A 26,855-nucleotide genomic window follows, 5' to 3' on the forward strand; every position below is an offset into this window, starting at 1 on the left:
TCAGTTGACCAGTTGGTTGAGGTTGAGGATCGGCAGCAGGATGGCCAGCACGATGAACAGCACGATGCCCCCCATCACCAGCAGCATCAGGGGTTCGCAGAGGCTCACCAGCAGCGCGATACGCCCTGCCAGTTGCCTGGCCTGGAGGTCTGCAGCACGTTCAAGCATGGTGTCCAGTTCACCGGCGCGTTCACCGCTGGCGATCATGTGCAGCATCAGCGGTGGCAGGGTGTCGCTGCGTGTCAGGCAACTGGCCAAGGCGCTGCCCTCGGCCAGCTCGCGGGCGGCCTGCAGCAGACGCTCGCGCAGGGTGAGGTTGCCGATCACCGCCGCAGCGATGTTCATCGCTTCTACCAAGGCCACGCCGCTGCGCCCCAGGATCGCCAGGGTGCTGATGAACCGCGCCGCCTCGCTGGCCCGCGCGAATTCGCCATAACCTGGCAGGCGCAGTGCCAAGGCATGCCACCGGCTACGCCATGGCGGTTGTTGCAGGGCCCACGCGCCCAGAGCAATGCCGGCCAGCAGCAGCGTGAGCGCTGCCAGGCCGTACTGGTTGGCGGCATCGCTCAGGGCAATCAGCACTTGCGTGGCCAACGGCAGGCGCGCCTGGTCGCGGGAGAATGCCTGCACCACATCAGGCACGACATAGCCCAGCAGAAACCCCACCACCAGCAACGAGACGGCCAGCAGAATCACCGGGTAGACCATGGCCAGCTGCACTTTCTGCCGCAAGGCTTGCTCGTCCTCGCCATGCGCGGCCAAACGTTCGAGCACGTCCCCCAAGCGCCCGGAGCGCTCCGCTGCGGCCACGGTGGCCCGGTAGATGACCGGGAACGCCCGCGGGTAATGGGCCAACGCCTGGGCCAGGGCATGGCCTTCGGCAACCCGCTCTGCCACGCCGCGCAACACCTGCCGCTCCTGGCGCCGGGTGCCTTGCTCGGCAACCGCCTGCAAGGCTTCGGTCAACGGCAGCCCGGCCTGCAGCAGAGTCGCCAGCTGGCGGGTCAGCAGCGAGCGCCGGGCCAGGCTCAAACCGCTGCGGTTCAGCACGCCCGCCAGCAGTGACCGCGGTACGGGGCGCAGTTTCAGCACCTGCCAGCCTTGCTCGCGCAAGGTTTGCCGAGCCTGACGCGCCCCCGGCGCTTCCAGCGTACCGCGCTGGCGGGCGCCCTTGGCATCCTGGGCCTGATAGCGAAACAGCGGCATGTCAGTCCTGCCCGGTCACGCGCAGCAGTTCTGCCACGCTGGTCTGCCCTTGGCAGACACGCTGAACACCGTGCTGGAACAGGCTCGGCGTGTCCTGGCGAATCAGTTCATGCATGGCGGCCTGGGATGCCTGGGTGTGGATCGCCTGAGCCAGTGCGGGCTTGACCACCACCATCTCGTGCAAGGCCAGGCGCCCACTGTAGCCCGCCTGGCATTCACTGCAGCCCTGCGCCTGGTAAAGCTGCGCGGGCAGCCCGGCAGGGTTGCCCAAGGCGCTGGCCATGGCCTGGTCCACCTCGCAGGCCACCTTGCAGTGCGGGCAGAGCCGGCGTACCAGGCGCTGGGCCATCACCCCGGCCAGCGACGAAGCCAGCAGGCAGGTATCGATGCCCATGTCGGCAAGCCGCGTGATTGCCCCCAGCGCGCTGTTGGTGTGCAGGGTGGAAAGCACCAGGTGGCCCGTCAGCGACGCCTGCACCGCGATGTTGGCGGTTTCCTTGTCGCGGATTTCGCCCACCATGACCACGTCCGGGTCCTGACGCAGAATGGCGCGCAGGCCACGGGCGAAGGTCATGTCGACCTTGGGGTTGACCTGGGTTTGCCCGATGCCCGCCAGGTGGTACTCGATCGGGTCCTCCACGGTGAGGATATTGCGCGACTCCTGGTTCAGGTACGCAAGCGCGGTGTACAAGGTGGTGGTCTTGCCCGAGCCGGTTGGGCCGGTGACCAGGAAAATGCCGTGTGGCTTTTCCAGCATGCTCATGAAGCCAGCACGCACAGCCGCCGGCATCTGCATGTGGTCGATGTCCAGGCGCACGGCTTGCTTGTCCAGCAACCGCAGCACCACCCGCTCGCCATGGGTGGCAGGCAAAGTCGATACGCGCACGTCGACTTCATGGCCAGCCAGGCGCAGGCTGATGCGACCGTCCTGGGGCACGCGCTTCTCGGCGATGTCCAGGCGCGCCATGACCTTGATGCGCGAAACCAGCAGGGCAGACAGTTCCCGCGGGGGTGACAGCACTTCGCGCATGACGCCGTCGATGCGCATGCGCACGCGCAGCTGATGCTCGAAGGTTTCCAGGTGGATATCCGAGGCCCGCGAGCGCACCGCTTCGCTGAACAGGGCATTGAGCAGGCGGATGATCGGCGCATCGTCTTGCTGCTCGAGCAGGTCGCTGGTTTGCGGCAAGGCCTCGGCCAGCCGTGGCAGGTCGATTTCCTGGTCCAGGCTCTGAACGATCGATTGCGCGGCATCCTCACCCAGGCCGTAGCAACTGGCCAGGCGCTCGGCGAAGTCGGCTTCGCTCACCTGGCGCAGCGGCCAGGTATTGCCCAGCAAGCGGCAGGCTTCGGCCAGGGCGGCCAGAGAGGCGCCTTCTCGCATCATCAGCACCGGCTCGGGCGCCTGGCGGTCGAGCAGGATCCCGTGACGCCGGGCGAAGACGAATGGCAGCTCAGGGCTCATGGCTGTGGCACTTGCGCGCTTGGCAAGCGACGCGGCTCGAACAGCCGCTGGGCATCAGCCGGCAAAGGCGAATCATCGGCGGCGCGCACCCCGTCGTAGGCCCTGCGCCCTACCTCGACCCGCTCCGCCTGGCTACGCAGAATGGTCGGGCGCAGGAAGACCATCAGGTTGGTTTTCTCCTGAATGTCGCTGCGCCAGCGGAACAGACCGCCAAGCCACGGAATGCGGCTGAGCAACGGTACCCCACGCTCGACCTTGCGCATGCTGTCCTTGATCAGGCCGCCAATCACGATGATCTCGCCGTCGGAGGCCAGGATGGTGCTCTTGAGCGTACGCTTGTTGGTGATCAGGTCGTTCTCGGCCGTGCTCGGCGCGATCTCGGAGCTTTCCTGCTCGACCTCCAAGCGCAGGCTTTGCCCCTCATTGATGTGCGGGCGCACCTTCAGGCTGATACCGATATCCTTGCGTTCGACCGTGGTGAACGGGTTCTCCGAACCACTGCCGGGGGTAACGTAGGAGCCGGTCTTGAAGGCGACGTTCTGCCCCACCAGGATATTCGCCTCCTGGTTGTCCAGGGTCAACAGGCTTGGCGTGGACAACAGGTTGCTGCGGCTGCTGCTGGCCAAGGCCGATATCAGCGCGGCAAAACGGTCCGTGCCAATGGCCAGGGCAGCACCACCCGGCAGCTTGGCCTCCTTGCCCAGCAGGTCAGCCAGCCCGGTGCCACTTTCGCTGAACGTGACCCCGCCGTTGAGCCCGCCGGTGCCCACGCCCCACTGCACACCCAAGGCTTCATCGATGCTGCCGCTGACTTCGACGATTGCCGCATGGATGAGTACCTGCGCCCGTGGCTGGTCCAATTGCTGGATGATCTGCTCGACGCTGCCCAGTGTCTGCGGCTCGCCCAGCAGCACCAGCGCGTTCTGGTCGGCATCGGCCTTGACCACGGCGTCGCCAGTGAGGTTGGCGCCCAAGTCACGGGTGCCGGGCGCGCCATCCAGGCGCTTGCCCACCTCACCCAGCACGTCGGCAAGCTGCTCGGCGTTACTGTGCTGCAAGCGCACCACACGCCAGTTCTGCGCGGTGGCGGGTGCCGCCACATCCAGCGAACGGGTCAGTTGTGCCAGGCGCTGCCTGGACTTGACCGGGCCGAGGATCAGCAGGCGGTTACCGTTGGCGTCGGCCACCACCTGCACACCGCTGTCCGGCCCCCCGGCGGCCGCCTCGACCACGGCGAACACGGCCTCGGTCTGGGCGTTATGCAGGGTCACCAGCTCATAGTCGTGCCGCTGGCCGCTGTCCAGCTGCAAGACCAGGCTCTCCAGGCGTTCAAGGTTGGCTGCAGAGTCGGTCACCACCAAGGCGTTGGCCGAGCTGGAGGGGCCAATGTAGCCGCTGCTGGACACCAACGGCCGCAACAGGCCGGCCAGGTCGGCAGCGACGCTGCCCGACAAGGTAAAGACGCGCGTGGTGAACGCGGCCGGTATGGCCTCCACCTGTTGGTTGGCCCAGGCCTTGGCTTCGCTGGCCGGCAGCACCAGCAAACGGTCGCCATCATTCACCGCGGCAAAGCCCTGGGCATTGAGCACCGAGTAGAACAGCCGGCGTATGCCTTCGCGGTCCAGGGCTTCGTTAGAAAGCACGGTGATGCGCCCCTGCACGCGGGGGTCGAGGATGATGGTCTGGTCGAGGATTTCCCCCACCTCACGCACCACCTCGCGTACGTCGGCATCGCTCATCGCCAGTTGCCAGGTGGGCATTTCAGCCAGCGCCAGGGAACAGCACAGGGTCAAACAGGCGCCGAACGAGGCGCCTTGCAAATATCGCGTGAAAGTCATTGCACCTCCCGCAATAGGCGGGATGAAGGATCAGAAACCGGGCGCGGGCGAGGGGCCGCCCCCATGGGCAGAAAAACGCTGGGGCCAGGGGTAGCCAACGCCACGACTTCCTCGCGGCCGTCGACCCACAGCACGATGGAGCGCACATCGATACGGCGCAGCACACCGTGGCCCGCAATCCGCTCACCCACCCGGTAGACAGCCTCGCCCCCAGCGCTTTTCACCAACGCCCGCGCCCCGCCCTGGCTGGATACGAAGCAGGCCTTGAGCGTGATGTCCGCCCGGCTAGACCGCTGGCGCTCAGGCTGAAAGCCGAATGCCAAGGCCAGGGCGGTCGTCGAGAACGGTTGCTCCGGGGCGGCTGCCGTGACCAGCGCCGGAGCCGGCAGCAGCGGGGGCGCAGTTAACGGATACAGCCGTTCCCGCGCTATCAGCCCGGCAAGCGTTACCAGCACCAGCGCCAGCCAGATCACATGCGATGAGCGCCTCATCCGAATCAGGGCAGCATGCGCCGCAGTACACGGCGCCCGGCCAGCTCATGCAGCACCACGGCGCCAATGTGCACCGACACGCCCAGGGCCAGCAGCAGGCACGCGCAGATGTGGACCTTGAACCACAGGCCGTGCCAGAACGGTTCGCTCAACAGCGGCGCGAGGGTGAACCAGCCGAACACGTCGATGGGCCGGTCCATCATCAATACGCCGGACAGCAGCACGATCGCGGTGGTCCAGTACAAACCCTCATGGACAAGATGGGCGATCCGCTCGCCCCTGGCTGCACCCTCCAGGCTGCCGGGTTTGAACAGGGTCCGCCGCAGCAGCCAACGCACCAGGAATATCGGGATGAACAGGGTGGTCATGGCCACGTTGACGAACGCAACCAAGTGAAACGTGGTCGGGGTGACATTCAGGTGCGCCACGTAGAAGCCGCTGAGCAGTACCCAAATGATGACCAAGGCAGAGACCCAGTGCAGGAGGATCTGCTGCCAGGCATATTTTCGTGCTTGCATAAACAGTACTCGAAGGGCCTGGCCCCCCGTCGAGGGGCCAGGTGTGCTGCATTACTTCTCGGTCCAGGCCATGTTCCAGTGAGAGCCGGTACCTGGCTCGAACTGGGCGGCATTGGCGGAGTACTGCACGCAGTAACCCGAGTTCGGGAAGGGCTGGCACTCGTAGACCTTGCCATTCTTGGGCTGCAGTACCTTGGTGCCGGCCTGGTAGCTCGACAGCGACTCCGGGAAGACAAAGTCGTACGACCCGTCACCCGACGCCTTGAGCTGGACCGTGCGCTCATCCTGCAGCAGCTCGCGCTCGCGCTTGTCCACGCCGACGACCTTGAGGGTGTGCTCACCCGGCACGCTGGCGACGTTCAAGGCGAACGGCGCGCTGCCGTTGACCAGTTGCCGTGCGTAGGCGACCTGCTTGTTGCTGGCGTCGAACAGCCGCGCCGATACGGTCAAGGCCTTGTTGGTCATGACGGTAAAGTCCACGCTACCCTGGCCATCAGCGATGGTGTACTCAGGTTTGACATCATGCAGGTGCAGGGTGGCGGGCTCACCGGCAGCGGCCTTGAAGTCGAGGATGTAGTTGGTCAGGCCACTTTCGGCTTTGGCGAAGATGCTGTTGGAGCCCTGGACGGGCTCGATGTTGCCGTCGGCATCCATTTGCCCGGCACGGACCAGCGTCTGGGTTTCGTTGATCTGCCTGGCGAGCTTGTAAGCCCAGTTGGCAGCGATACCTTCTTCGGCGTTGTCGATGGTGACGCTCACATGGTGCGACGGACGCTCGCCATTGGCATCGAATGCGCGGGCCGTCACCTGGTCGCCCACTTCAAGGTCTCGGCTGGCGCTGATCTCGGCCAGGCGCGGCCATTCGGGCGCAGGCCCGCCGTCAAGTTGAATATCGACGTCAGCCACGCTATGGAAGGCCTTGTCGGTATCCCCCACTTTCCAGACACCCAGGATCACGTGCTGGCCTGCACGATCGGCTGGCAAGGTGCAGCTATGCTTGGGGTTAGTGCCAGTGCCGCTGGCAGGCACCTGGTTGTTGCCATCGACTACACAGAACGGCGTGTCGTCGAACGAGGCGCGGCTCAGTGCGGTATTGGGGTTCCAGTCGGCTTTGGTTATGAAGTATTCCCACGTGGTTACCGGGTGCGGCGCCTGGTAATGCCAGTCGAACTGAATGTTCCGGTCAACGATGGGGGTCAGATGCCAGCGGTTGGCCGACTGCTCGTCGAGGGCACCGAAATCGCCACGGACACCACCGCTGGCAATTTTCCCGTCAACAGGGCCGGCCGCCGGGAAACGCCCAATGGCCTCACCGACCGACCACGGTTCGTACTGAGCGCCGCCACAGTTGCTGTTCAGGTTCTTGTGGTTGGCATGGCACAGCGCTGCACGTGAAGGCGGGTCAGCCAGATGGCCGTGTGCCTGGGCAACCTGAACCTGCAAACCTGCACCTGCGATAGCCATCCACACACCGGTGGCAACAACGCTTCTGCGCAGGGTTTTTCTTGTATTCATCACGAACTCCGAAGGTTGAATGCAAAAGGGCACATTCACTTGCGGCGAATGTGCCCTCTGCTCAAGGGAGGTCGGACATTAGAAGAAACATCTGTGCCTATATGTAGGAATACGGCTGAACGTTCGACACATTTTCGGAAATGCACGGCAGCGGCAGCCACAGGCTCCCCAAACCCTGGTTCGGGGAGCCTGGAAACTCAAACGTGGTATTGCGCCGACAGCTCGTGCACCGCGTTGATGAACACGCCTGCGTGCGCCGGGTCGACTTCCGGGGTGATGCCATGGCCCAGGTTGAACACGTGGCCGTTGCCGTGGCCGTAGCTGGCCAGGATGCGCGCCACTTCCTGGCGGATGGCCTCTGGCTTGGCGTACAGCACGGTCGGGTCCATGTTGCCCTGCAAGGCCACCTTGTCGCCCACACGGCGACGGGCGTCGCCAATGTCACAGGTCCAGTCCAGGCCCAGGGCATCGGCACCGGCCTCGGCGATGCTTTCAAGCCACAGCCCACCGTTCTTGGTGAACAGGATGACCGGCACCTTGCGCCCTTCATGCTCGCGGATCAGGCCGCTGACGATCTTGCGCATGTAGGCGAGGGAGAACTCCTGGTAGGCCGCCGCTGACAGGTTGCCGCCCCAGGTGTCGAAGATCTGCACGGCCTGGGCACCGGCAAGGATCTGCCCGTTGAGGTAGCTGGTCACCGACTGGGCCAACTTGTCCAGCAGCAGGTGCAGCGCTTGCGGGTTGTCATAGGCCATGGCCTTGGTCTTGCGGAAGTCCTTCGACGACCCGCCTTCGACCATGTAGGTGGCCAGGGTCCAGGGGCTACCGGAAAAACCGATGAGCGGAACGCGGCCGTTGAGTTCGCGGCGGATGGTGCTGACCGCATCCATCACGTAGCCCAGGTCTTTTTGCGGGTCGGGAACCGGCAGGGCTTCGATATCGGCCGGGGTACTGACGACCTTCCTGAAACGCGGGCCTTCGCCGGTTTCGAAGTACAGGCCCAGGCCCATGGCATCGGGGATGGTAAGGATGTCGGAGAACAGGATCGCAGCGTCCAGCGGATAGCGGTCCAGCGGCTGCAAGGTAACCTCGCAGGCGAACTGCGGGTTCATGCACAGGCTCATGAAATCGCCTGCCTTGGCACGGCTGGCGCGGTACTCCGGCAGGTAGCGCCCGGCCTGGCGCATCATCCACACCGGGGTGACGTCTACGGGTTGCTTGAGCAGTGCACGCAGGAAACGATCGTTCTTCAGGGCAGTCATGTCGGCATCCGGAAAAATAGTGCGGGCATTTTCTCAGACGCCAGCGCAAAAGGCACGGCCATGGCCATGCGTTTTGTCTATTGGATGCCACAGATCAAGCGTTTTTGTATACAAAAGCTTCGCGGGCACGCCCGCTCCCACAGGTTCTGCGCCGAACCCCGTGGGAGCGGGCGTGCCCGCGAACAGGTCGAGAATCAGACTTCCAGGTAGTCCAGGATACCCTCAGCAGCAGTGCGCCCTTCGAAGATCGCCGTCACCACCAGGTCCGAACCGCGCACCATGTCGCCACCGGCAAACACTTTCGGGTTGCTGGTCTGGTGCTTGAACTTGCCCTTCTCCGGCGCCACCACACGGCCCTGGCTGTCCAGCTGGATGTCATGCTGCTCGAACCACGGCGCCGGGCTTGGGCGGAAGCCAAAGGCGATCACCACGGCATCGGCCGGCAGGATTTCCTCGGAACCCGGAATCGGCTCGGGGCTGCGACGGCCGCGGGCATCCGGCTCGCCCAGGCGGGTTTCGACCACCTTCACACCCTCGACCTTGTCCTCGCCGACAATGGCGATGGGTTGGCGGTTGTAGAGGAACTTCACGCCTTCTTCCTTGGCGTTCTTCACCTCTTTGCGCGAACCCGGCATGTTGGCTTCGTCACGGCGATAGGCGCAGGTCACTGCCTTGGCACCCTGGCGGATCGAGGTACGGTTGCAGTCCATGGCAGTGTCGCCACCGCCCAGCACCACAACCTTCTTGCCCTGCATGTCGATGAAGTCTTCAGGCGACTTCTCGAAGCCCAGGTTGCGGTTGACGTTGGCAATCAGGAAGTCCAGCGCGTCATGCACGCCCGGCAGGTCCTCACCCGGGAAGCCACCCTTCATGTAGGTGTAGGTACCCATGCCCATGAACACTGCGTCGTACTCGGCGAGCAGTTGTTCCATGGTCACGTCCTTGCCCACCTCGGTATTGAGGCGGAACTCGATACCCATGCCGGTGAACACTTCGCGGCGGTTGCTGAGCACGCTCTTTTCCAGCTTGAACTCGGGAATACCGAAGGTCAGCAGGCCACCGATTTCCGGGTTCTTGTCGAATACCACCGGGGTAACCCCGGCGCGCACCAGCACGTCGGCGCAGCCCAGGCCCGCTGGGCCGGCGCCAATGATGGCGACGCGCTTGCCGGTGGGCTTGACCTTGGACATGTCCGGGCGCCAGCCCATGGCAAAGGCGGTATCGGTGATGTACTTCTCCACCGAGCCGATGGTCACCGCGCCAAAGCCGTCGTTCAAGGTGCAGGCACCCTCGCACAGGCGGTCTTGCGGGCACACCCGGCCGCACACTTCGGGCAGGGTGTTGGTCTGGTGCGACAGCTCCGCCGCCGCCAGGATGTTGCCTTCGGAAACCAGCTTCAACCAGTTGGGGATGAAGTTGTGCACCGGGCACTTCCACTCGCAGTACGGGTTACCGCAGCCCAGGCAACGGTGCGCCTGCTCCACGGACTGCTGCGGCTTGAACGGCTCGTAGATTTCCACGAACTCTTTCTTGCGCTGGCGCAGCAGCTTTTTCTTCGGGTCCTTGCGGCCCACTTCGATGAACTGGAAGTCGTTGTTCAGACGTTCAGCCATTTTTCAAAACCTCTTTACAGCAGCTGCAAGCTACACGCTGCAAACTGCAAGACGATCACTTAAGCCGGGCAAACCTCGTGCTGCTTCTGCGTGCAGCTTGAGGCTTGCCACTTGCAGCTGTTGTTACTGCGGGTTGGCGCGAGTGCTGGACAGCAGTTGCTTCAGGTTGGCTGCCTTGGGCTTGACCAGCCAGAAGCGCCGCACGTAGTCGTCCAGGTTCTCCGAGAGCTCACGCCCCCACTCGCTGCCGGTCTCCTCCACATACTCGGCAAGGACCCGCGCCAGATGGCTGCGGTAAGCTTCCATGGCTTCCCCACTGATACGCTGGATTTCCACCAGCTCGTGGTTGAGCTTGTCGACGAAGCTGTTGTCCATGTCGAGCACGTAGGCGAAGCCGCCAGTCATGCCAGAACCGAAGTTGTAACCGGTGTTGCCCAGCACGCAGACAAAGCCGCCGGTCATGTATTCACAGCAGTGATCGCCGGTACCCTCGACAACAGCGTGGGCGCCGGAGTTACGGACAGCGAAGCGCTCGCCGGCAGTACCGGCGGCAAACAGTTTGCCGCCAGTGGCACCGTACAGGCAGGTGTTGCCGAGGATGGCGCTGTCCTGGGTGGCGAACGGGCTGCCAGCAGGCGGCACGATGGTGAGTTTGCCACCGGTCATGCCCTTGCCGACGTAGTCGTTGGCGTCGCCCTCCAGGTGCAGGTTCAGGCCACCGGCGTTCCACACACCGAAGCTCTGGCCCGCGGTCCCTTTGAAGCGGAACGTGATCGGCGCCGCGGCCATGCCCTGGTTGCCGTGCAGGCGGGCGATCTCGCCCGATACACGCGCGCCGATGGAACGGTCGCAGTTGCAGATGTCGAGGCTGAACTCGCCACCGGCCTGGTCACGAATGGCCGGCATGGCCATTTCCACCATCTTCTCGGCCAGGTGGCCTTCGTCGAACGGCGGGTTCCTGTCGACTTCGCAGAACTGTGGCTTGTCTGCCGGAATGTGCGAGCTGCCCAGCAGCGGCGACAGGTCCAGGTACCGCTGACGCTCGGTGTCGCCTGGCAGCACGTCGAGCAGGTCGGTACGGCCGATCAGTTCGCCGAGGCTGCGCACGCCCAGCTTGGCCAGCCACTCACGGGTTTCTTCGGCGACGAAGGTGAAGAAATTGATCACCATGTCGACGGTGCCGATGTAGTGGTCCTTGCGCAGCTTGTCATTCTGCGTGGCTACGCCGGTCGCGCAGTTGTTCAGGTGGCAGATGCGCAGGTACTTGCAGCCCAAGGCGATCATGGGCGCGGTGCCAAAGCCGAAGCTTTCGGCGCCGAGGATGGCAGCCTTGATCACGTCCAGGCCGGTTTTCAGGCCACCGTCGGTCTGTACCCGCACCTTGCCGCGCAGGTCGTTGCCGCGCAGGGTCTGGTGGGTTTCGGCCAGACCCAGTTCCCACGGGGCGCCGGCGTACTTGATCGAGGTCAGCGGCGACGCACCGGTACCACCGTCATAGCCGGAAATGGTGATCAGGTCGGCATAAGCCTTGGCCACACCGGCGGCAATGGTGCCCACGCCAGCCTCTGCCACCAGCTTGACCGACACCAGGGCCTGCGGGTTGACCTGCTTGAGGTCGTAGATCAGCTGGGCCAGGTCTTCGATCGAGTAAATGTCGTGGTGCGGTGGCGGCGAGATCAGGGTCACGCCCGGTACCGCATAGCGCAGCTTGGCGATCAGGCCATTGACCTTGCCACCTGGCAGCTGGCCGCCCTCGCCGGGCTTGGCGCCCTGGGCCACCTTGATCTGCAGCACTTCGGCGTTCACCAGGTATTCCGGGGTCACACCAAAGCGGCCGGTGGCCACCTGCTTGATCTTCGAGCTGCGGATGGTGCCGTAGCGCGACGGGTCTTCGCCACCCTCACCGGAGTTGGAGCGCGCGCCGAGGCGGTTCATCGCCTCGGCCAAGGCTTCGTGCGCTTCCGGCGACAGGGCGCCAAGGGAAATACCGGCGGAGTCGAAGCGCTTGAGGATGGCCTCCAGCGGCTCGACCTGTTCCAGCGCCAAAGGCTGGTCGGCCACCTTGACCTTCAGCAGGTCGCGGATCATCGACACCGGGCGCTGGTCGACCAGCGTGGTGTACTCCTTGAACTTGGCGTAGTCACCCTGCTGCACTGCAGCCTGCAGCGTGTTGACCACGTCCGGGTTGTAGGCGTGGTACTCGCCACCGTGCACGAACTTCAGCAGGCCGCCTTGCTGGATCGGCTTGCGCGCGCTCCAGGCTTCGGCTGCCAGCAGCTTCTGGTCGCTTTCCAGGTCTTCGAAGCGTGCACCCTTGATGCGGCTGGACACCCCCTTGAAGCTCAGGCCGACCACTTCTTCGGACAGGCCGATGGCTTCGAACAGCTGCGCACCCCGGTACGAGGCGATGGTGGAGATACCCATCTTCGACAGGATCTTCAGCAGGCCCTTGGAAATGCCTTTGCGGTAGTACTTGAACACCTCGTCCAGGTCGCCCAGCACTTCACCGGTACGAATCAGGTCGGCGAGCACTTCGTAGGACAGGTACGGGTAGACGGCCGAGGCGCCGAAGCCCAGCAGCACGGCGAAGTGATGCGGGTCGCGGGCTGTGGCGGTTTCCACCAGGATGTTGCTGTCGCAACGCAGGCCCTGCTCGGTCAGGCGGTGGTGTACGGCACCCACGGCCAGCGAAGCGTGCACAGGCAGCTTGCCTGGGGCAATGTAGCGGTCGCTCAGCACCAGCTGGGTCTTGCCCGCGCGCACGGCTTCTTCAGCCTGGTCGGCAATGTTGCGGATCGCCGCTTCCAGGCCGACGCTCTGCTCATAGTTGAGGTCGATCAGCTGACGCTCGAAGCCTTCACGCTCCAGGTTCATCAGCGAACGCCACTTGGCCGGCGAAATGACTGGCGAGCTGAGGATCACCCGCGAGGCGTGCTCCGGGGACTCCTGGAAGATGTTGCGCTCAGCGCCGAGGCAGATTTCCAGCGACATCACGATCGCTTCGCGCAGCGGGTCGATCGGTGGGTTGGTCACCTGGGCGAACTGTTGGCGGAAGAAGTCGTATGGCGAACGCACACGTTGCGACAGCACAGCCATCGGCGTGTCGTCACCCATCGAGCCAACGGCCTCCTGGCCCTGCTCACCCAACGGGCGCAGCACCTGGTCACGCTCTTCGAAGGTGACCTGGAACATTTTCATGTATTGCTTGAGCTGGTCAGCGTCGTAGCTGGCCACGCCCTGGTCGTCGGTCAGCGTCGCCTGGATACGCGTGGCGTGCTGACGCAGCCAACGCTTGTACGGGTGGCGCGACTTCAGGCGGTCGTCGATGGCATCGGTATCGAGGATCTGCCCGGTTTCGGTGTCCACGGCAAGGATCTGGCCCGGGCCCACGCGGCCCTTGGCCAATACTTCCTCAGGCTGGTAGCCCCACACGCCGATTTCAGAGGCGATGGTGATGTAGCCATTGGTGGTGGTCACCCAGCGCGCCGGGCGCAGGCCGTTACGGTCGAGCAGGCACACCGCGTGGCGGCCTTCGGTCATGACGATACCGGCCGGACCGTCCCACGGCTCCATGTGCATGGAGTTGTATTCGTAGAACGCGCGCAGGTCGGCGTCCATGGTCTCGACGTTCTGCCAGGCTGGTGGTACCAGCATGCGCACGCCGCGGAACAGGTCGATACCGCCGGTGACCATCAGCTCCAGCATGTTGTCCATGCTCGAAGAGTCCGAACCGACGCGGTTGACCAGCGGGCCAAGCTCTGCGAGGTCGGGGATCAGGTCGTTGGCGAACTTGGTGCGACGGGCCATGGCCCAGTTGCGGTTACCGGTAATGGTGTTGATCTCGCCGTTGTGGGCGAGGAAGCGGAACGGCTGCGCCAGCGGCCACTTCGGCAGGGTGTTGGTCGAGAAGCGCTGGTGGAACACGCAGATCGCCGTTTGCAGGCGCTCGTCACCCAGGTCCGGGTAAAACGCCGCGAGATCGCGCGGCATCATCAGGCCTTTGTAGATGATGGTCTTGTGCGAGAAGCTGCAGATGTAGTGGTCGGCGTCATCGGCGTTGGCAACCGACGAACGGCGCCGGGCGCTGAACAGCTTGATGGCGAATTCCTGGTCGCTCAGGCCCTCACCGCCGATGAACACCTGCTCGATCTGCGGCAGGCGCTCCATGGCCAGGCGGCCGAGAACGCTGGTGTCGATCGGCACCTTGCGCCAGCCAACCAGCTTCAGCCCGGCAGCGATGATCTCGCGATCCATGTTGGCACGTGCAGCTTCGGCTTTGACCGGGTCCTGGTTGAAGAACACCATGCCGACGGCGTACTGCTTGGGCAACTCGACGGCAAAATGCTCCTGGGCCATGGCGCGCAGGAACTGATCGGGCTTCTGTATCAGCAGACCGCAACCGTCACCGGTCTTGCCGTCGGCGTTGATGCCACCGCGGTGGGTCATGCAAGTCAGTGCCTGCATGGCGGTTTGCAGAAGGTGGTGGCTCGCCTCGCCCGTCATATGGGCGATCAGGCCAAAACCACAGTTGTCCTTGAATTCTTCGGGATGGTACAGACCTGTTTTCATAGACACATTCTCACCAGGTTCACCTCTCAACGGAGGCAAATCTCTTTTTTAACAACCACTTACCATCCACGCCGATCAAACGCCAGCTTTTTTGCGGTGGCCATGGAAAACCATTGTTGCACAGCGACAGCGATGCCCACAAATTTTCATGTCTCACCATTGAAAATTTATGTCGCCATTTTGAATGTTTTTGCGTCATGCACCGTGATAGGCGCTTGACTTGAGTCTGAAGCGTTTCAGCCATGACTGCAACTCGGGGCTTGTGGCCGGCAGTCTGGGACAGAAAAGCCTGCCGCGCTCGGGCGCAGCAGGCTAGTCGAAAGCTAGAATTCGCTTAGCAACAGGGCAGCGGGGTGGTGCCGCCCGGCAGGTATCAGCGGGCCGAGGCCAGCTCTTGTTGGACGCTGGCGACGGTACGTGGCCAAGGTTTACCAGCCTGGACCTTCGCTGGCAAGTTCTTGATTGCGGCAACCGCAGCATCGCGGCTGGCGAAACTGCCGTAAGTGACCACATACAGCGGCTTGCCTTGCAGGTCTTTCTTGAAGTAGCGATAGTCGCCACCCTGGGCTTTCACGTACGCCTGCGCCGAGGCCTCGGAGCTGGTGCCGAGGATCTGCACCACGTAATTGCCCGGTTTCTGCCCGGCGTACCAGCTGCTGTTGCCAGTGCCGCCAGCGGCTGGTTTTTCAGCAGGCTTGGCGGCCGGCTTGGCCACGGCGACCTGGGTCGGTGCCGGGGCCGGCTTGGCCGTCGCAACCGGCTTGGCAGGCTGGGTTGCGACCGGTTTTTGCGCAGGCGCAACCTGCTGCACGGGTTGCGCAGGCGTCGGCGCGGGGCCCGCCGCTACGCCTTGCGGCGGGGCGATGGTGGTCACGGTCGGCGGCGGGTTGCCAGGCTGCAGGGCGGTATCGCCAGCCGGGCTGCCTTCTTCCCCCTCACCCATGCCTGCGGCCTGGGCCAGCGGCTCGCGCATCACTGGCTGCGACTGGCCTCCCAGTGGCAGCGGCACCGGCTGGGACGAGCCAGAGAACTCGATGTTGGCGCCCTGCTTGCCGTCGCCAAGCGGTAACTGAGCCTGGGCAGCCGGTGCGTCGGCCGGCGCTTTCTCGCCTTTCTTGGGCATCAACACGGCAGCTGCAACGGCAACCACGACCACGGCAGACAACGCGAGCACATGTTTTTTTGGCATCTTGAACCCCATGGATGGTCGCTTGGCCGTCGTCCGGCTGGCGATCATGGCTTCGATCAAAGTGTCACGGGCGACCTGGTTGATGTTGCCAGGCCAGCCGTCGGAGTTTTCATGGATATCGACGATCTGTTCACGGCTGAACACCTCGATGCCCCGGCCTGCGCCTTCCAGGCGCTGCTCCAGGTATTCGCGGGTTTCCTCTTCACTGTAGGGGGCCAGCTCGATGATGTGGAAGCGTTCTTCCTCGACATTGAGCTCGTCCAGCCCTGCAATCAGCGAAGGCTCACCAAACAGGAACACGTGCGGGCGCCCTTCCGGCACCCCCGCCGCCAATTCCAGCAACGCTTGGAGTGCCGACTCGTCGAGTTGTTCCGCATCGTCCACCAGCAAGTACACTTCCTGCCCGGTGAGTGCCAGTTGCACCACCTTGGACAGGATCGCCTGCATCTCCGGCTGGGCCACGTCCAGGTTCTGCGCGACCTGGCCCAATACACTGGCAGCATCGCTGGCACCACGGGCGGACACCACAACGCTCTGCACCGCCTGCTTGTTGGTACTGGCCACCAGCGCCTGGCGCAGCAGGGTCTTGCCGCTACCCTGCGGGCCGGTGACGACCAGCATCAGTTGGCTGTAGCGAGCCAGGTGGTGCAGCTGGCCGAGCACAGGCTTGCGCTGGGCAGGGAAAAACTTGAAGCCGGGCACCCGCGGTGCGAACGGATCGTGGCTCAACTGGTAATGGTCGAGAAAGGCCTCATCGGCATGCAAACTGGTCATTGCGCTGTCACAACCTCAAAGCTGGGCCACGATCGCGCGGTAATCCGCCGACAGCGTGGCCTGTAGAATCTCTTTCGGATAGTCGTCGGTGACCACGGCCTCGCCCATCTGGCGCAGCAGCACCAGACGCAGACGCCCGTCGAGCACCTTCTTGTCGACCGCCATGTGCTCCATGAAATGCGCCGGGGTCATTTCCTGTGGTGGCACCACCGGCAAACCTGCGTCCTGCAACAGGCGGATTCCGCGATCGCGCTCGGCCTGGTCGAGCCAGCCAAGGCGCATGGACATTTCCAGGGCCATGACCGTGCCCGCCGCCACGGCTTCGCCGTGCAGCCACACGCCATAGCCCATGTGGGTTTCGATGGCATGCCCGAAGGTATGCCCCAGGTTCAGCGTGGCCCGCACGCCAGACTCGCGTTCGTCGGCGCCCACCACTGCGGCCTTGGCCGCACACGAGCGGCGAATGGCTTCGGTCAGGGCTGCCGAGTCGAGGGTACGCAGGGCCTGCATATTGTCTTCGAGCCAGGCGAGGAAGGGCTTGTCACAGATCAGCCCGTACTTGATCACTTCGGCCAGGCCTGCCGAAAGCTCGCGCGCCGGCAGGGTCTTAAGGCTGGTGGTATCGATCAGCACCGCGTTGGGCTGGTAGAAGGCGCCGACCATGTTCTTGCCCAGCGGGTGGTTGATGCCGGTCTTGCCGCCTACCGAGGAGTCGACCTGGGACAACAGGGTGGTCGGCACCTGGATGAAGTCCACGCCCCGCTGATAGCAGGCAGCGGCAAAGCCGGCCATGTCACCCACCACCCCGCCGCCCAGGGCGACCACGGTGGTACGGCGGTCATGCCGCGCCGTCAGCAGGCCATCGAAGATCAGTTGCAGGGTTTCCCAGTTCTTGTGAGCTTCGCCATCGGGCAGTACCACTGACAGCACCGAGTAGGCCCCCAGGGTCTTGGCCAGGCGGTCGAGATACAGCGGCGCGACGGTCTCGTTGGAGACGATGGCAACCTGCCGGCCGGCAATGTGCGGCGCCAGCAGCTCGGGCTGGTCCAACAGGCCTTCGCCAATGTAGATCGGGTAGCTACGCTCGCCCAGGTCGACCTTCAGTGTCTGCATGTATCCCCACAATGTTCTTGGGCGCGGTGCCGTTCTGGCGACCTGCGCGGTAACGTTGAACCTCGCCTCGGCGCTGGTGGCCGAGAATAGTCCCGGGTTAACGGGGCGGCAACTGCTGCAAGCGCTCGAGGATGTCGATCACCACCATGCGTGGTGGCCGCTCGTCGGTTTCTACGACCAGGTCGGCGATCTCGCGATAGAGCGGGTCGCGGGTTTCCAGCAGGTTCCGCAAGGTGGCCTCGGGGTTGGCGGTGCGCAGCAGCGGGCGATTGCGGTCGCGCGCCGTGCGGCCGACCTGCTGTTCGACCGAGGCGTGCAGGTAGATTACCCGGCCGCCCTGGTGCAGCGCCTGGCGGTTGGCTTCGCGCATGACGGCACCGCCACCGGTGGCCAGGACCACGCCGTCGAGGCCACACAGCTCGGCAATCATCGCTTGCTCGCGATCACGGAAACCCGGCTCGCCTTCCTTGTCGAAAATCCACGGGATGTTGGCGCCGCAACGCAGTTCGATTTCCTTGTCGGAATCCTTGAACAGCAGGCGCAGCTCTTTGGCCAATAGGCGACCGATGGTGCTTTTACCAGCACCCATGGGCCCCACAAGTATCAAATTTCGCACAGAATCAACGACTCACAGCAATCGCCTGGTCACTCATGATACGCGGAGTCAGGAAGACCAGCAGCTCGGATTTTTTCTCTTGTAATGCATCGCGTCGAAACAGCCGCCCAACATACGGCAGATCACCCAAAAATGGCACCTTGTCGACCACATTGTTTTGCGAGGTCGAGTACACGCCGCCAATCACGATCGTTTCGCCGTCGGCCACGCGAACCTTGGCATTCACCTCGTTCTTGCGGATCGGCGGTACGTTGTTCAAGGCATTGACGTAATCCGGTTCGTCCTTGGTCACCCTGACAGCCATGATTACCTTGTTGTCCGGGGTAATTTGCGGGGTCACCTCCAACGACAGCGAGGCCTCGCGGAACGACACCGAAGTAGCGCCGCTCTTGGTGGTTTCCTGGTAGGGCACCTCGGTGCCCTTGAGGATCCTGGCCGTTTCCTTGTCGGCCGTGACCACCTTGGGTTGCGAAATGATCTCGCCATTGCCGCTTTTTTCCATGGCGCTGAGCTCGAGGTCCAGCAGCACATCCCCGCGCAGCAGGCCAAGGCCGATGCTGCTGCCAGCCCGCTCGACACCCAGGTCGACGAACAGCGACTTGCCCGGCAGCGGGTTGTCGCCATACAAAGGGCTGCCCCAGCGCACCCCAAGGGCTTTCTCGTAATCGACGTTGGCCTCGACGATGCGCGCCTCGATCGCCACCTGACGCACCGGCACATCCAGCTGCGCCACCAGTTGCCGCAGTTCATCGAGGCGTTCGGCCGGCAGGTAGGCCACCAGGGTATTGGTGCGCTCATCGACACTCAGGCTGCCCCAACCGGCGAGCTGGCTTTCGTCGGCCAGGCTGGTCTTGAGCAGTTCCGCAAGTTCGGCAGCCTTGGCATGGTGAACAGGCAACAGCTCCCGGCGCATGGGCTGGAACTGCGCCTCCAGCACCTGCCCCGCACGCGCTTCGGCGGTTTGCGCAGCCAGCGTGGCCGCCGGCGCCACCAGCAGCACATTGCCCTCCTGGCGCCGGGCGAGGCTTTTGCTGCGCAAGACCAGGTCCAGCGCCTGATCCCACGGCACATCCTGCAAGCGCAGGGTGACATTGCCCTGCACGTCGTCGCTGGCGACCAGGTTGACGCCGGCATAGTCGGCGAGTACCTGCAAAACCGAGCGAATCTCGACATCCTGAAAGTGCAGCGACAGCGGCTCACCCTGGTAAGGCGTCGCGGTCGCCAGAGGCATGGGCAGCAGGGCCGCCAGCAGGTAGATCATCCTCGTTCTCATTCTGATCCGGGGCCTCCTTGCCCAGGCGTTTTGCGAGGGTGATGAACGCCGTGCGTTCATGCCACACCCCCGCCATGAACAACCGTTCGCGCACTTCGACCTGGCGCGGGCCGATGTGCATCACTATCCCTTGATCACGCCCTACCCGGTCCCCAAGGCGGACGCGGTAGAGCCTGCCGGCCGCCCGCAGCAGCGCTTGATGTTCCTGCCCACGCGTCAGGCTGCCGACCATTTCCAACTGGGCCAGGGGCGCGCGGGTCAAACCACCCGACAGGTGCGTTGCCAACGCGGCGAACGGATCCATGGCCGGTGCCCGCGTTGCCGGCCTGGCAGGCAGCCGCGCAAGCATGGCGACTGCCGCCCCGGAAACCGGCGCGTGATAGGCATCGACCCGCAGTTGCAAACGCAGCAGGCCTGGTTCGCCACCGCCGGCTGCCAGGCGCATGCTGCGACCGTGCATGACACGCGCCTGCCCCAACCACTCGTCCAGCCAGCCCCGCAAGGCTGGGTAGCTGCCCAGCACCTGCAACGCCAGCGGCACTACGCTGAAGCCCTGCCGCTGCTGCTGCTCGTACACATCGAGGCGCTCGACGAGCAGGCCGTGCTCGCGCCCCGAACCCGACAGGCGGTCTAGCAGGTCGCTCATGCTTTCGCCGGCAGCCAGCTGCCATTGTGCCTTTTGCAAGCGCTGCCCATCGCTGGCCAGCTGTGCCCGCACCCCCTGCAACTCGGCAATCTGCGCCTGCGTGGCAGCCTGCTGCCGGCTCAGCTCGGCGTGCTTGCCCTCTTCTTCACCCTCCTGCTGCAACATGCCCGGCAGGCGAATTGCGCAGCCCAGACCGAACAGCAGCACCGCCAGTGCCACAGGTGCCAGCCGCCGGAAGCGGCTAGAGCGCTCGGCTGCGCCAAGCCATGCGAGCAATTGCACCCTGGTCACGACCAGAACGCCGCCACGCGCGCAGCCAGCAAGAATTCATCGCCGCCTGGCTGGCTCTTGATATGTTTGAGCTCCAGGTCCAGCAGCACGCCGGAACGCTCGAGGTCGCGCATGAACTGGGCCAGTACGGCGCCGGAGGTGGCGAGCCCGCTCAACTCCAGGCGGCCGTTTTCCAGGCTGAGGCCCAGCAACTGCATGCCCAATGGCAGTGCCCTTTCGAGGTCGGCGAATACGCCAGGCAGAACCCCTCGCTGAGCCTGAAGGCCCTCCAGCACCGCCAGGCGGCCGAGCAGTGCGGCATGCTGGGCACGCACATCAGCCAGTGGCTGAGCCTCCAGGCCCAGGGTTTCCAGGGCTGCCTGGCGCTGGGCGTTGGCCAACGCTTGTTGCTGGCCGCGCTGGCGTGCCTGTTGGTCGACCAGCGTCACGGCGCACAATGCCAGCAAGGCGCCAGCCACCAGATGGCTGCGAAACCGGCGCATGGCAGCCTGGCGCTGGCGTTCGCGCCACGGCAGAAGGTTCAGCCGCATCATGGTCGCGCCCCTCCAAGCGCCAGGGCACTCGCCAGCAGCATCGGCCCATCGACCCGCGCAAGCCCGGCCAGCGCAGGCAGTTCTTGGCACGGCAGCGCCAGGCTTTGGCCCAGGGCCTGCAGCCAACCCGGCTGCAGCGGCGAGCAGTTGCTGACCCACAACCTGGCAGGCAAAAGCCCTTCGGCGAGCAGCGCAGGCAGCCGCTCGGGCAGTTGCGCGGCCATATCCCCGTCAGCTGCCCGCAACTCCCGGCGCTGCAGCGCCCCGCCAGGCGCCCAGGCATGAACAGTCGCCCGGTGGGGTTCGATACGCAGCAACGCCGCCCCAGCCTGCTCACCCGCAGGCAGCATGCGGCGCAGGGCAATGCTGTCGACCTCGACCGCCTCCAGTTGCAGCCCCGCCTGCTGCACCAGCGCTTCGAGGGGTGCCAGTGCACTCTGCCGACACGCTGCAACCAGCACCTCGCTACAGGCTGGCTGAACACCTGAAGCCCCCAGGACCTGGAAGTCCAGGGCCAGGTCCTCCAGCGGAAATGGAAACAACCGTTCGGCATCCGCCAGCAACTGCGCCTCCAGTTGCTCCTCACCGGGCCCCACTGGCAGGTGGCACAGCTTGCAGATGACCTGGCTGGCGGGCAGCGCCAGGGCTAGCCGGCGCTCGCCGAGGCCGCTGCGCCGATGGGCGCGCTGCAATGCCGCCGAGACCTGCTCGGGCGCTGCTGCCCAGTCATTGCCCGCCCCGAGCTGCAGCGGCTCATGGGCCCAACCCAGCACCCGCCAGCCGCGTTTGCGCTGTTGCAGTTGCACCAGATGAATGGCGTGAGCGGTAATTTCCACCCCTACCAGTGAACCGGCATCCTTGCCGAAGCGTCCAAGCATTGCGAATTCCTTGCTGTATGTCGCGCCCCCGCGGCAACACTGGGCCGGGGCCACCCGTCAGGGCGACGGGCTGCCTGGCCGGTGGCCCGGAAAGGCGAAAAAATGCGTATAATGCCCAGCGTTTTTTGGTCCGCCGGACCTGCGTGCAATCCACTTTCAACCTGGACACCGAAAAGCCTTGATACGTCTGCTGAAGTTCTTCTGGTGGTCTTCCGTCGCAGTCATTTGCGCGCTCGTACTCGGTGTGAGCGGTGCGTTTCTGTATCTTAGTCCCAACCTGCCCTCGGTCGATTCGCTCAGAAGCATCCAGTTGCAGATCCCCCTCAAGGTGTACAGCAGCGATGGCAAGCTGATTGCCGAATTTGGCGAAATGCGCCGTTCGCCGATCCGTTTCGCAGACATTCCCCCACAGTTCATTCAGGCATTGCTGTCAGCCGAGGACGACAATTTCCTCAACCACTACGGCGTGGACCCCAGCAGCCTGATGCGCGCGGCCACCCAGCTGGTGAAAACCGGGCACATTCAGACCGGCGGCAGCACCATCACCATGCAGGTGGCCAAGAACTTCTTCCTGACCAGCGAGCGCAGCTTCTCGCGCAAGACCAACGAAATTCTGTTGGCCCTGCAGATCGAGCGGGAGTTGACCAAGGACGAGATTCTTGAGCTGTACGTGAACAAGATCTACCTCGGCAACCGCGCCTACGGTATCGACGCCGCGGCCCAGGTCTACTACGGCAAGTCGATCCGTGACGTGAGCCTGGCACAGATGGCGATGATCGCCGGCCTGCCCAAGGCGCCCTCGCGCTTCAACCCCCTGGCCAACCCGGTGCGCGCCAAAGAGCGTCGCGACTGGATCCTGGGCCGCATGTACAAGCTGGGCAAGATTGACCAGGCCAGCTACCAGGCCGCCCTGGACGAGCCACTCAACGCCAGCTACCACGTGCCGACGCCCGAGGTGAATGCACCGTACGTCGCGGAAATGGCTCGCGCGGAAATGGTTGGCCGCTACGGCAGCGACGCTTACACCGAAGGCTTCCGCGTTACCACCACCGTGCCCAGCGACATGCAGGAAATGGCCAACAAGGCCATCCTCAATGGCCTGTCCGATTATGACGAGCGCCACGGCTACCGCGGCCCTGAAGCCCGCTTCCCAGGGCGCACCGAGGCCGCCTGGCGCCAGGAACTGGGCAAGCAACGCACCTTGGGCGGGCTGGAGCCCGGTATCGTCACCCGGGTCGAAAAAACCGGCCTTGCGGTGCTGACCCGTGACGGCCAGCAGGTGCATGTGGCCTGGGACACCATGAAATGGGCGCGCCCGTTCATCAACAGCAACGCCCAGGGCCGCACCCCGCAATCGCCCGCCGATGTCGCCCAGGTCGGTGACCTGGTGCGCCTGCAACGCCTGGACGATGGCACCTTCAAGTTCAGCCAGGTGCCGGGAGCACAGAGTGCACTGGTCACCCTCGACCCCAACAGCGGCGCCATCCGCGCCTTGGTCGGCGGTTTCTCGTTCGAGCAGAGCAACTACAACCGGGCGATGCAGGCCAAACGCCAACCGGGCTCAAGCTTCAAGCCGTTCATCTACAGCGCTGCACTGGACAGTGGCTATACCGCCGCCAGCCTGGTCAACGACGCGCCGATCGTATTCGTCGACGAATCGGTCGATAAGGTGTGGCGACCGAAGAACGATACCAACACGTTCCTCGGCCCGATCCGCATGCGCGAAGCGCTGTACAAGTCGCGCAACCTGGTTTCGATCCGCTTGCTGCAGGCCATGGGCGTGGACCGCACCATCGACTACATCGCCAAGTTCGGCTTCAACAAGCAGGACCTGCCGCGCAACCTGTCGCTGGCCCTGGGTACCGCCACCCTGACGCCGATGGAAATCGCTACAGGCTGGAGCACCTTTGCCAACGGTGGCTACAAGATTGCCCCCTACCTGATCGACCGTATCGAGAGCCGCAGTGGCGAAACGCTGTTCACCGCCAACCCGGCTCGCGTACCTCAAGGTACTGAAGACCAGGCCGGCCTGGCCGCCCCCGAGCAGCCGATCAGCACCGCCAGCATGCCCGGCGAGGCACCGGCGGCCCCCGGCCAAACCCCTGCGGCAGCGCAGCCACCAGCGGTTGCCGAGCGCATCATCGACGGGCGTACCACCTATATTCTCACCAGCATGCTGCAGGACGTGATCAAGCGCGGCACCGGCCGCCGGGCGCTGGCTTTGGGCCGCACTGACCTGGCAGGCAAGACCGGTACCACCAACGAGTCCAAGGACGCCTGGTTCTCTGGCTACAACGCCGATTACGTGACCACCGTGTGGGTTGGCTTCGACCAGCCGGAAACCCTGGGCCACCGGGAGTACGGCGGCACGGCGGCGCTGCCGATCTGGATGAGCTTCATGGGTGCGGCACTCAAGGACAAGCCTGCACATGCGCCGGCCGAGCCAGAAGGCATTCTCAGCCTGCGCGTAGACCCCGTCAGCGGCCGGGCCGCTTCGCCGGGCACACCCAATGCCTACTTCGAGCTGTTCAAGGCCGAGGATTCGCCGCCATCGGTGGACGAACTGGGCAATGGGGCCGTGCCGGGCAGCCCATTGCCAGCGGATGAAGCGACGCCGATGGACCTGTTCTGAAGCAGGGCGCCCGATCCGGGGCAGGTGCACGGCGGCGTTCGACCCTACGGGCGCCGACACTGTCGGCCCCTGCCCCTCACCTCCCGGCCCCGACGCATTCCCACCGCGCATAAAAAAGCCCCGGCTCGCAAGAGCCGGGGCTTTTTACTTCGCTACAACAGCAATCAGCCGTTGAACACGTCATCCACGCTCTTGAGCGGGTAGTGCTTTGGATACGGCAGGGTAGCAACGCCGGACTCGATGGCAGCCTTGGCCACGGCGTCGGAAACGACGGTGATCAGGCGGGCATCCAGGGGCTTCGGAATGATGTACTCACGGCCGAATTCCAGCGCTTGCACGCCGTAGGCATCGCACACTTCCTTGGGTACCGGCAGCTTGGCCAGGTCTTTCAGGGCGATGGCCGCAGCGATTTTCATTTCTTCGTTGATGCGCTTGGCGCGTACGTCCAGGGCACCCCGGAAGATGAACGGGAAGCCTAGTACGTTGTTGACCTGGTTCGGGTAGTCCGAACGGCCGGTGGCCATGATCACGTCGCTGCGGGTGGCGTGAGCCAGCGCTGGCGAAATTTCCGGATCAGGGTTGGAGCAGGCGAACACGATCGGGTTGGCCGCCATCGACTTCAGGCCTTCCGCGCTCAGCAGGTTCGGGCCGGACAGGCCAACGAATACGTCGGCGCCCTCCAGGGCGTCGGCCAGGGTGCGCTTGTCGGTCGCGTGGGCGAACTGGGCCTTGTACTGGTTCAGGTCGTCACGGCCAGCGTGGATTACGCCGCTGCGGTCGATCATGTAGATGTTCTCGACCTTGGCACCCATGCTCACCAGCAACTTCATGCAGGAGATGGCAGCTGCACCGGCACCCAGGCACACGATCTTGGCTTCTTCGAGCTTCTTGCCGGCGATTTCCAGGGCGTTGATCATGCCGGCCGCAGTAACGATGGCGGTACCGTGCTGGTCATCGTGGAACACCGGAATGTCGCACTGTTCGATCAACGTGCGTTCGATCTCGAAGCACTCTGGCGCCTTGATATCTTCGAGGTTGATGCCACCGAAGGTGATCGAGATGCGGCGAACGGTGTCGATGAATGCTTGCGGGCTTTCCGATTCGACTTCGATGTCGAATACGTCGATACCTGCGAAACGCTTGAACAGAACGCCCTTGCCTTCCATGACCGGCTTGGAAGCCAGTGGGCCGAGGTCACCCAGACCGAGGATGGCAGTGCCATCGGAAATCACCGCAACCAGGTTGCCTTTGCCGGTGTATTTGTATGCCAGCTCTGGATCCCGGCCAATTTCACGCACCGGCTCGGCAACACCTGGGCTGTAGGCCAGGGCGAGGTCACGGGCAGTGGCAGTCGGCTTGGAAAGTTCGACGCTCAGTTTCCCCGGGCGAGGTTGAGCGTGATATTCGAGAGCGGCAGTTTTCAGGTCTGACATGGTGGGCATTCCGCTATTTACTGTTCTGACGGACCGCCGAGGATACGCAAAGAGCCGGGTAGTCACAAGACTGGTCGGTCACTTGTGTCAAGGCCTTTAGCCTACGACTTTCCGCTAAAACCCACGGGGGCATACGGCTAACAGTGTGTACAATCCAATAGCTAACTGTCTACATCTTTTAGCCAGAAGTACGCGCCAGCATGCTCGGGTCGGTCAGAGGCAATACCCAGCGCCGCTGCCCTGGCTTGAGGCCGCCCTTGCGGGAACGATCCACCACCCAGCCACGCACCTCGACCTGGCGCCCTTTGAGGTTAGCGAAGAAACTGGCCGGGAAGTTGCGCTGCAGACGAGCGGAGACCTGCACCACCACGGCTCGGTCAAGGTTCAACCAGATACCACCACGGTTGCGTTCGATGCTCATGATTCGGCCACTGAGCACAGCAAAACCGGGCTGCCTGACGGCGTCTGCCGGCACCACGGGCGACTGCCGCCAAAGGCCGGCGCCGGCCTGGCGTGCCGCCTGCTCGGCGAGTTGCTGGCAGCCACTGAGGCGCACATTGGGGGCGACGGCCACCCGGTAGCCCAAGCCCTCACTGAGCAATTGTGCTTCGAGATTGTCGCCATTACGGCCATAAATGTGCGCCAGTGTGCGCCCATACTTGTCTTTGGCTTGCACACCGGGAACCAGCCCTACACGCCCGTCACTGGCCTTGACCAACGCCTGCAGGCGCCGCTTGGCAGCTTCGGCATAGGGCTCGCTGCTACGCCCCTTGCGACCGATCTCCGGGGTGTTGATGCCGATCAGCCGCACACTGCGGCCATCCACCAGACGCACGGTGTCGCCGTCGACCACCTGTCGCACCCGAACCTGCTCGGGTTTGCCCGGCAGCGGGCAGAAGGCGTGGGCGGGCAGATGCCAGATCGCACCCACAAAAAAGGCGCCCACGAGGGGCGCCTTTTTCAGCAACAATGCGAAGCCCGAAGGACTCGCCATGCGCAT

General features: G+C 64.1%; 19 protein-coding genes. 1 reads left to right on the plus strand and 18 read right to left on the minus strand.

Annotated elements, in window-relative coordinates; genetic code table 11:
* The 16 genes from gspF to pilM form a co-directional block, all read right to left on the minus strand.
* A complete protein-coding gene (gspF, locus tag K4A76_RS22115) occupies window positions 1–1,206 on the minus strand; it encodes a type II secretion system inner membrane protein GspF (RefSeq protein ID WP_274411143.1) in 1,206 nt (401 codons plus the stop codon).
* Between the two features lies 1 nt (window position 1,207).
* Window positions 1,208–2,671: a type II secretion system ATPase GspE gene (gspE, locus tag K4A76_RS22120; RefSeq protein WP_274411144.1), complete on the minus strand. Its 1,464-nt coding sequence runs from the start codon at window positions 2,669–2,671 to the stop codon at window positions 1,208–1,210.
* Entirely contained in the window at window positions 2,668–4,509 is a 1,842-nt protein-coding gene (gspD, locus tag K4A76_RS22125) for a type II secretion system secretin GspD (RefSeq protein ID WP_274411145.1), read from the minus strand. The genes gspE and gspD overlap by 4 nt, the downstream gene beginning before the upstream one ends.
* Window positions 4,506–5,000 (minus strand): type II secretion system protein N, encoded by a 495-nt coding sequence (locus tag K4A76_RS22130; RefSeq protein ID WP_182389447.1) that lies wholly within the window; start codon window positions 4,998–5,000, stop codon window positions 4,506–4,508. Before K4A76_RS22130 ends, gspD begins: the two co-directional genes overlap by 4 nt.
* Before the next feature lie 5 nt (window positions 5,001–5,005).
* The gene (locus K4A76_RS22135; RefSeq protein WP_173891405.1) at window positions 5,006–5,518 is read right to left on the minus strand and encodes a cytochrome b; all 513 of its coding nucleotides are present in this window, start codon (window positions 5,516–5,518) and stop codon (window positions 5,006–5,008) included.
* A 51-nt stretch (window positions 5,519–5,569) separates the two neighbouring features.
* Complete coding sequence (gbpA, locus tag K4A76_RS22140) at window positions 5,570–7,033, minus strand: N-acetylglucosamine-binding protein GbpA (RefSeq protein WP_274411146.1); 1,464 nt, start codon at window positions 7,031–7,033, stop codon at window positions 5,570–5,572.
* A gap of 197 nt (window positions 7,034–7,230) precedes the next feature.
* Window positions 7,231–8,295: a uroporphyrinogen decarboxylase gene (gene hemE, locus K4A76_RS22145; RefSeq protein WP_009684960.1), complete on the minus strand. Its 1,065-nt coding sequence runs from the start codon at window positions 8,293–8,295 to the stop codon at window positions 7,231–7,233.
* Between the two features lie 194 nt (window positions 8,296–8,489).
* Entirely contained in the window at window positions 8,490–9,908 is a 1,419-nt protein-coding gene (locus tag K4A76_RS22150) for an FAD-dependent oxidoreductase (protein ID WP_009684959.1), read from the minus strand.
* 123 nt (window positions 9,909–10,031) lie between these two features.
* A complete protein-coding gene (gltB, locus tag K4A76_RS22155) occupies window positions 10,032–14,477 on the minus strand; it encodes a glutamate synthase large subunit (RefSeq protein WP_029886145.1) in 4,446 nt (1,481 codons plus the stop codon).
* A 373-nt stretch (window positions 14,478–14,850) separates the two neighbouring features.
* Window positions 14,851–16,440: an SPOR domain-containing protein gene (locus tag K4A76_RS22160; RefSeq protein ID WP_054881140.1), complete on the minus strand. Its 1,590-nt coding sequence runs from the start codon at window positions 16,438–16,440 to the stop codon at window positions 14,851–14,853.
* A gap of 15 nt (window positions 16,441–16,455) precedes the next feature.
* Complete coding sequence (gene aroB / locus K4A76_RS22165; protein WP_274411147.1) at window positions 16,456–17,553, minus strand: 3-dehydroquinate synthase; 1,098 nt, start codon at window positions 17,551–17,553, stop codon at window positions 16,456–16,458.
* Window positions 17,554–17,650: 97 nt separating this feature from the next.
* Window positions 17,651–18,169 carry a shikimate kinase AroK gene (gene aroK / locus K4A76_RS22170; RefSeq protein WP_009684951.1) on the minus strand — a complete coding sequence of 173 codons (519 nt, stop codon included), beginning with the start codon at window positions 18,167–18,169 and terminating at the stop codon, window positions 17,651–17,653.
* A 4-nt stretch (window positions 18,170–18,173) separates the two neighbouring features.
* Entirely contained in the window at window positions 18,174–19,442 is a 1,269-nt protein-coding gene (locus K4A76_RS22175) for a type IV pilus secretin PilQ (RefSeq protein ID WP_274411148.1), read from the minus strand.
* Window positions 19,366–20,364 carry a pilus assembly protein PilP gene (locus K4A76_RS22180; protein WP_274412319.1) on the minus strand — a complete coding sequence of 333 codons (999 nt, stop codon included), beginning with the start codon at window positions 20,362–20,364 and terminating at the stop codon, window positions 19,366–19,368. The genes K4A76_RS22175 and K4A76_RS22180 overlap by 77 nt, the downstream gene beginning before the upstream one ends.
* 11 nt (window positions 20,365–20,375) lie before the next feature.
* A complete protein-coding gene (locus tag K4A76_RS22185) occupies window positions 20,376–20,912 on the minus strand; it encodes a PilN domain-containing protein (protein WP_274411149.1) in 537 nt (178 codons plus the stop codon).
* Complete coding sequence (gene pilM / locus K4A76_RS22190; protein WP_274411150.1) at window positions 20,909–21,790, minus strand: type IV pilus biogenesis protein PilM; 882 nt, start codon at window positions 21,788–21,790, stop codon at window positions 20,909–20,911. The genes K4A76_RS22185 and pilM overlap by 4 nt, the downstream gene beginning before the upstream one ends.
* A 178-nt stretch (window positions 21,791–21,968) precedes the next feature.
* Here pilM and K4A76_RS22195 point away from each other — a divergent pair, with 178 nt between their 5' ends.
* Entirely contained in the window at window positions 21,969–24,422 is a 2,454-nt protein-coding gene (locus tag K4A76_RS22195) for a penicillin-binding protein 1A (RefSeq protein WP_182389444.1), read from the plus strand.
* Between the two features lie 164 nt (window positions 24,423–24,586).
* On the opposite strand, the gene K4A76_RS22200 is transcribed toward K4A76_RS22195, so the two are convergent.
* Together K4A76_RS22200 and K4A76_RS22205 are read right to left on the minus strand one after the other, a co-directional pair.
* Window positions 24,587–25,855, minus strand: a complete 1,269-nt coding sequence (locus K4A76_RS22200; RefSeq protein WP_009684943.1) for a malic enzyme-like NAD(P)-binding protein — start codon at window positions 25,853–25,855, stop codon at window positions 24,587–24,589.
* A gap of 178 nt (window positions 25,856–26,033) precedes the next feature.
* Window positions 26,034–26,855, minus strand: coding sequence for a thermonuclease family protein (locus tag K4A76_RS22205; protein WP_274411151.1), 822 nt, complete (start codon window positions 26,853–26,855; stop codon window positions 26,034–26,036).

It is taken from the genome of Pseudomonas sp. NEEL19 (genome assembly GCF_028751975.1).
In the GTDB taxonomy this organism is placed as follows: domain Bacteria; phylum Pseudomonadota; class Gammaproteobacteria; order Pseudomonadales; family Pseudomonadaceae; genus Aquipseudomonas; species Aquipseudomonas juntendi.